Source organism: Desulfobotulus alkaliphilus (assembly GCF_007830435.1).
Taxonomy (GTDB): Bacteria; Desulfobacterota; Desulfobacteria; order Desulfobacterales; family ASO4-4; genus Desulfobotulus; species Desulfobotulus alkaliphilus.
The window spans coordinates 1-5,050 of the sequence record NZ_VLLC01000069.1; the positions used below are offsets into that span (position 1 = coordinate 1).

At 47.8% G+C, this 5,050-nt stretch carries 5 protein-coding genes; 3 read left to right on the top strand and 2 right to left on the bottom strand.

The window, feature by feature from the left end; translation table 11 throughout:
- Positions 1-353 precede the first annotated feature (353 nt).
- Together LZ24_RS16725 and LZ24_RS16730 are read left to right on the top strand one after the other, a co-directional pair.
- Positions 354-833, top strand: a complete 480-nt coding sequence (locus tag LZ24_RS16725) for a hypothetical protein (protein ID WP_144686852.1) — start codon at positions 354-356, stop codon at positions 831-833.
- Positions 834-908: 75 nt separating this feature from the next.
- On the top strand, positions 909-1,766 hold the full coding sequence (locus LZ24_RS16730) for a nuclease-related domain-containing protein (protein ID WP_144686853.1): 858 nt from the start codon (positions 909-911) through the stop codon (positions 1,764-1,766).
- Positions 1,767-1,843: 77 nt separating this feature from the next.
- Here the strand turns inward: LZ24_RS16730 and LZ24_RS17445 are convergent, their stop codons facing one another.
- Positions 1,844-2,419, bottom strand: coding sequence for a TerB family tellurite resistance protein (locus tag LZ24_RS17445; RefSeq protein ID WP_186443231.1), 576 nt, complete (start codon positions 2,417-2,419; stop codon positions 1,844-1,846).
- Between the two features lie 1,059 nt (positions 2,420-3,478).
- On the opposite strand from LZ24_RS17445, the gene LZ24_RS16740 reads away from it, so the two are divergent.
- On the top strand, positions 3,479-4,801 hold the full coding sequence (locus tag LZ24_RS16740) for a hypothetical protein (protein WP_144686855.1): 1,323 nt from the start codon (positions 3,479-3,481) through the stop codon (positions 4,799-4,801).
- Here the strand turns inward: LZ24_RS16740 and LZ24_RS17725 are convergent.
- Positions 4,745-5,050: hypothetical protein (locus LZ24_RS17725; RefSeq protein ID WP_222427696.1), on the bottom strand; the 306-nt coding region annotated here is incomplete at its 5' end. The two genes, LZ24_RS16740 and LZ24_RS17725, sit on opposite strands and share 57 nt — an antisense overlap.

Consider the following 5,050-nt stretch of genomic DNA (forward strand, 5'->3'; position numbering starts at 1 on the left):
GCCTGTCTCACGATTAATTTTTCCGATAAGACATCTTTTATTTCTGGGTTTTCCTTCACTATTACGATAGGAAGTTGATTCATATAGATAAGTATTGTTTCCAACTTTTTGCTTCACAATACAAGCCATATCGCCCCCTTTGTAGTAAGATGTTATTATACCTTCAAGGGGGCAAAACTAGCAGTTTTTTAAAATTTTTGAAAATTATTTTTAGCCAAAAACAACAAATAAAAACTTTAATCTCAAAGCCATACATCCAATTTTAGCACTTTGTATAACGTTTGTAGGTGTATAATTTATCGGGAATTTAGGAAGTTACAGAAGCAGTATCACCTTTTCCTTGGGATCAAATATTGCTAAAAATGCTTGATTGGCCCTTCCTTTTTTTTGTGGTGCTGGTTGTCTTGATTTTCATGACGAAAGAGCAACTTAAAGGTCTGATTAACAGGTCAAACCTCAAAATTACTTGGGGTGATAGATCAATCGAGTTAAATGAGTTAGCTGATAATGTAGATCAAGATCTCGACCCAATTAAAGAGCGGCTTGATTTGCTTGAAGAACAACTTAAATCAATGGGATACGCTGAATCTAACGAGCCGGAAGAAGAAGTGAAGCAACCAACGCCCGCTGAAGTTGAAAAAGTTGTAAATGTTGCTCTAAAAAATCCGAAGTACAAATACAGAACGGTAAATGGGATTGCTAAAGAAGCGAAAATTCCAAAAGTAACTGCACAAAAAATACTAGGGACAAATCCAAACGTTCGAGTTATCAAAGCAAGAGATGGTAGAGAGTTGTATGCGACTTCCAACAAGCCAGGTCAGCAGGACAAATAACTCGCTAGCGCTTACTATTTGTCCCTGCTTGGGGCGTTGGTCGTCACAACAATTTCCTCGGAGCTTGATAGACCCATGATTGAAATCACGTTGTCGGATCATACAGCAGACCAGAGCAGTCTGGCTGCCGCCAAGAGAAAAGCAGAATATGAAGCTGCATACGGCGCATATGCCCGTGCAGTGGCACAACGCAAAGCGAAGGGCACCGCTCTCCGTCAAGCGTCCCGCGAGTGGCTGCAAGCGGGAAAGTACGGCGCTTGGCTGATCAGCTTCTTCCCCCGCATGGCGCATGCGCTATCTGGGTCTCCTAAGGAGCCCCAGATGGCGGAAGCTTCAAGGAATGAAATGGTATGGAACGCAGGCGGTGAAGGCGAGCAACGTGTGTCAGATTCTCTTAAGCAAATATTCTCTGATGAATGGACGGTTGTGTCGGGATACAAAAATCGAGGCGGTGAAATCGACAAGATATTGGTCGGGCCAACCGGCGTGTTAGCAATTGAAATTAAGTTCGTAAATGGTCGTGTCTCGTGTGCTGGCGATCGGTGGTGGCGAGACAAGTACGACAAGTACGGAAATCTTGTGCAATCGAACGTGCCAATCGCGGATAAGCGCGGCCGCGGTCCTAGCGCACAAGTAAATGACGCCGCAGATCGGCTCCAGGAATTCCTTCATAAGAGAGGTATTGCGCTACGCGTAGCCCGCGCCGTTGTGTTGTCGCATTCATCCTCATCAATTAGCCAGTTTCAAGGCCAGACCGTGGACTTGATCGCAACGCTTGATCAGCTCATCGCCTCCGAACTCTCTTCTGCGGTCACAGGTGGCTTGGGTGGCGGCACGGCCCAGCAAATTCTGACCTTGATTAAAAAGGACCACGAGTTCAATGCCCGCCCACCAAGTCACGGTAACCGTCACCGGCGGCAAGGACTTCTCTGACCTTTTCAGGTGTGAGGCCCACACCTTCAGCAATTTCTTCTGATTTAAGATTCATCGAGGAAGATACCAGCCCGTTGTCAGGACATCCCCCGACTCTTTTTTATGGTTTCATAGGCTTCGTGGATGGCCCTGAACTTTTCTTCGGCAAGTTCCGTAAATTCTTCGGGAAGTCCCTTGGATGCAATGGCATCGGGGTGGTATTCCCTCACCAGCCTGCGGTACTGCTTTTTCACCTCATCATCCGTGGCTGAAGGATCAAGGTCCAGCACATCATAGGCTCCCTTGCCCGTTTTCATGTACCGGGAACGGAGCTGTTCATAAAAGGAAGCGGGAAGTCTGAAAATCTGCACGGCACTGCGGATCATCCTCTCTTCCTCGGAAGCCAGCTTCCCGTCACTCACCGCCACCCGCATGAGAATATCCACCATCAGCTCCAGAATCTGCCGCTGGTTCCTGAAAGCATCGGCAAACTGTGCGGCAAGGGAATCAAAACTTTCGGGAGACTGCACCGCTGTACGAAAAATCTGTATGGCAATTTTACGGGAATCGGCATTCAGGCGCAGATCCTTTTCCATGATTTCTTCTATGGCACGGATCTCCACTTCGGAAACCCTGCCATCGGCCTTGGTCAGCTTGGCCAATGGGATTCTCAACGCCATCGCCCGGAGAGAAAACCTGAAGCGCAACCATTGTGTTCGGTAGTGAAAACACCAACATCCTGGAAGGCACGAAGTCCGGGCTTTTGGGCAGCCCGACCAATGACCGGCTCTACGGAGGCGGGGGGAATGATATGCCAACATGGAGACTGGCGGCATGGTAGGCCTATACTTTCTTGCGGTTTTAGGTCTCTGGTACTGGTGACCTGGCTGCTGTGGAAAAAAACGGGAAAGCGCTTTCTGAAATCCGCCTTTTCCAATTTTCCGATAAGGTTCGTTCTGGTTGCTGTCATTGCACTGGTCTGGATTGGCGGGTCTTTCTGGCATGCAGGAGGAAAGAAGCTATACTGGGACGCCAAAGTATGGAAGCTGTGTGCGATTGATGGTGGGATAAGGGTGTATGAGACGGTGGTGTTAACGCCTGACTTAATTGACAGATTTGGCCAGATATTTCTCCGTGATGAACATGGTTATTACTTCTGAGTAACTAGAATTTAGTTCTTTTAATTCAAAAGCTTAAAAAATTACCAATTATCCATCACTGATCGAAATTAGTTTGAATCCTGCACAAGTTACTCTATGACAAAACGCCGCAACACGGCGTGGGTTGCTATTCAAGACCACGCGACAAAAAATGTCATTTTATGACAAAAAAAGCCAAGCCATTCCATCGTTATCCCTTTTATTCTTTCCACAGCACTATGGTTTTTATCCACACAAACCATCCCGCGTCATTCTTGGAGGTTTCTATTTCGCATTCGTTTTGGTGGTACGTTTTTTGCTTTTAACTCTGCCCGTATTCGCAGCGCCTACCTCTCTCGCTATCGGTTTCGCCTGCTGAAACGCCCCCCCTTGGAATAAGGGATTTTTTTGAGGTGTGCCTTCTTAAAGGAAGGGCCTTTCACCTGTCAGGCGGATTAGCGCCGGAGCGTTTCGCATCCGGCAATACCCTCCTTTGAGGGGAGGCGGATACATGCGTATCTCATGGGATCTTTTTTGCCCCATACCCCTAAGGATTCTTACGATAAAAGCCGTTCAGGTGCTTTTGGATAAAATATGACAAAACGCAAGAAAAAAAACGCGCTGACCAGTGCCCTGCGCGCACAGCATGTTTTGAAAAAGAAACAATCCCAAATCAGAGCGAATACCCACTTCAGGCCCCTGCGTACCGTCCTCAGGACCTTTCCTGAGACATGGCTAACTGCAATGCTGGAAGAGGCAAGGCCGGTTCTGGAGCAGGCCATACAGGCCAGCTGCCAAAAGCGAATCTGCATCTTTTTATCCTTTACGGATGGAGTCCGTCGCGCCAGGGTGCTGCATGCGCCGGGCTATGATTTTGGGCATGTCTGGAAAAATCTGATGCGGACCGTGCAGCAGGTTCATCCCAAACCCTTTAAAATCCGCTGGCTCCGGGTGGACTGGATTCAGGATTTTCAAGAAAAAACCTGGGCAGAGCTGAAGAGGGAGCTGAGCCTGAGTAAACGGAATTATTTTCGTTATGGAATCGCCCTTGATGAAAATTTCAACCATGCCTTCCTTGAAATGGAACTCAACGCCAATGCCATGCTTTATCCGGAAAAGGAACAGGCTAAGGCGGAGCTGAATGAGGCAAACTTTGTAAGATACGCAAAAACCCGGTTCGGAAACGGGATTTCTCCGGATTTCTCCGACGATAAGCCCGTGTGTACCTTCACAACGGAAGCCATCCTTTTCCAGCCGGGAAAAGCACCGCTATGCCTTCATGGGTACAGTGGCGGCAAGGAAGGCAGAGATACGGGACGCCGCATCCTGGAACAGCTTGACAGGGAAACGACCTGCCAGTGCATCCGTGATGCCAGTATTTTCCTTGCGGATCAGCTGAATGCAAAGGGTCGCTTTGTCTATGGCATGCACCCCTGTTTTGACAGGGAAATCAATACCTACAATACCCTGCGCCATGCCAGCACCACCTACAGCATGCTGGAAGCCTGGGAAGTAACGCAGTCAGAAAGCCTGAAGGCCGCCATAGACAGAAGCCTTGGGTGTCTTACAAAGGAGCTGATACGCAGCTATTCCCTTGCAGACGGCCGGAACCCGGCATTTCTTGTGGATCTCGACGATGAAATCAAGCTCGGCGGCAATGCCGTCTGCCTGCTCGCCCTTGTCAAGTACACCGAACTGACTGAAGACAAACAGTTTCTTCCCCTGATGGAGAGCCTTGCCCTTGGCATCCTTCTCATGCAGAACCCGGATACGGGTCAGTTCTGCCACGTACTCCATGCTGCGGATCTTAAAGTCAAAGAACCCTTCAGAATTATCCTAAAATCCCGCTCATTTTTATACCTACGAAGGCTCTTTAGCTCCAAAGGCTTTGAAGATAGTTTTTTGAAGCTTGGTTAATGGGAAAAGGATTCTAACTCCCTTAATTTCCTGAATGCGTAGTTTGGATAAAGTTAAAATCAGCTCTTTCATTGTCATTTTGCAGTACAATTTTTCCTGCACCATCGTGTAATGGATCTTTGACAACAATATAAGCGCCAAAAAACCAACGAAGGTTTTGTTCCAGGCCTTGTGATTGCTGTGAACCCTTAGCCTGCCAAGATCAAGATTGTTTTTCATGCGGTCAAAGCCTTTTTCAACGACATCCTT